This window comes from Xenorhabdus santafensis, from assembly GCF_033949405.1.
Classification (GTDB): Bacteria; Pseudomonadota; Gammaproteobacteria; order Enterobacterales; family Enterobacteriaceae; genus Xenorhabdus; species Xenorhabdus santafensis.
This window is the reverse complement of sequence record NZ_VCDN01000146.1, coordinates 1-1132: the sequence shown is the minus strand read 5'-3', so window position 1 is coordinate 1132 and position 1132 is coordinate 1. Positions and strand designations below refer to the sequence as shown.

Here is a 1132-nt window from a genome sequence, read left to right as displayed (position 1 = left end):
CGGATTGCGAAGCGCAGACCTTCGTCCATTGCGATTGGCGCAATCAGAGTGACGATCATGTTGATGTTGTCACCTGGCATTACCATCTCTACGCCTTCTGGCAGTTCGATAGTACCGGTTACGTCAGTTGTACGGAAGTAGAACTGTGGACGGTAGCCTTTGAAGAATGGAGTATGACGGCCACCTTCATCTTTGCTCAGGATATACACTTCAGATTCGAACTGGGTGTGTGGCTTGATTGAACCTGGTTTAGCCAGAACCTGACCACGTTCGATTTCGTCACGCTTAGTACCACGCAGCAGAACACCAACGTTCTCACCCGCACGGCCTTCGTCCAGCAGTTTGCGGAACATTTCAACACCAGTACAAGTTGTTTTCGCGGTTTCTTTGATACCAACGATTTCAACTTCGTCACCCACTTTAACGATACCACGCTCTACACGACCGGTAACTACAGTACCACGGCCGGAGATGGAGAATACGTCTTCGATTGGCAGCAGGAATGGCTTATCAATGTCACGCTCTGGTTCTGGGATGTAAGTATCCAGTGCTTCTGCCAGTTCAACAACTTTCGCTTCCCACTCTGCGTCGCCTTCCAGCGCTTTCAGAGCAGAACCACGGATGATTGGAGTGTCGTCGCCTGGGAAATCGTACTGAGACAGCAGCTCACGTACTTCCATTTCTACCAGTTCCAGCAGCTCTTCATCATCAACCATGTCACATTTGTTCAGGAACACGATGATGTATGGAACGCCTACCTGACGACCCAGCAGGATGTGCTCACGAGTCTGTGGCATTGGGCCATCAGTCGCAGCTACTACCAGGATCGCGCCGTCCATCTGTGCAGCACCAGTGATCATGTTTTTAACATAGTCGGCGTGGCCTGGGCAGTCAACGTGTGCGTAGTGGCGAGTTGGAGTATCGTACTCTACGTGAGAAGTAGAGATGGTGATACCACGCGCTTTTTCTTCTGGTGCGTTATCGATCTGGTCGAATGCACGAGCGCTACCGCCGTAGGTTTTTGCCAGAACGGTGGTGATTGCTGCAGTCAGGGTAGTTTTACCGTGGTCAACGTGGCCGATAGTACCAACGTTAACGTGCGGTTTTGAACGTTCAAACTTTTCTTTAGACA

Annotated in this window: 1 protein-coding gene; it reads right to left on the bottom strand. The window is 50.7% G+C overall.

Annotated elements, in window-relative coordinates; all coding sequences use genetic code 11:
* Positions 1-1132, bottom strand: a 1132-nt coding sequence (gene tuf, locus FE392_RS19305; protein ID WP_319931769.1) for an elongation factor Tu, incomplete at both ends; no start/stop codon positions are given.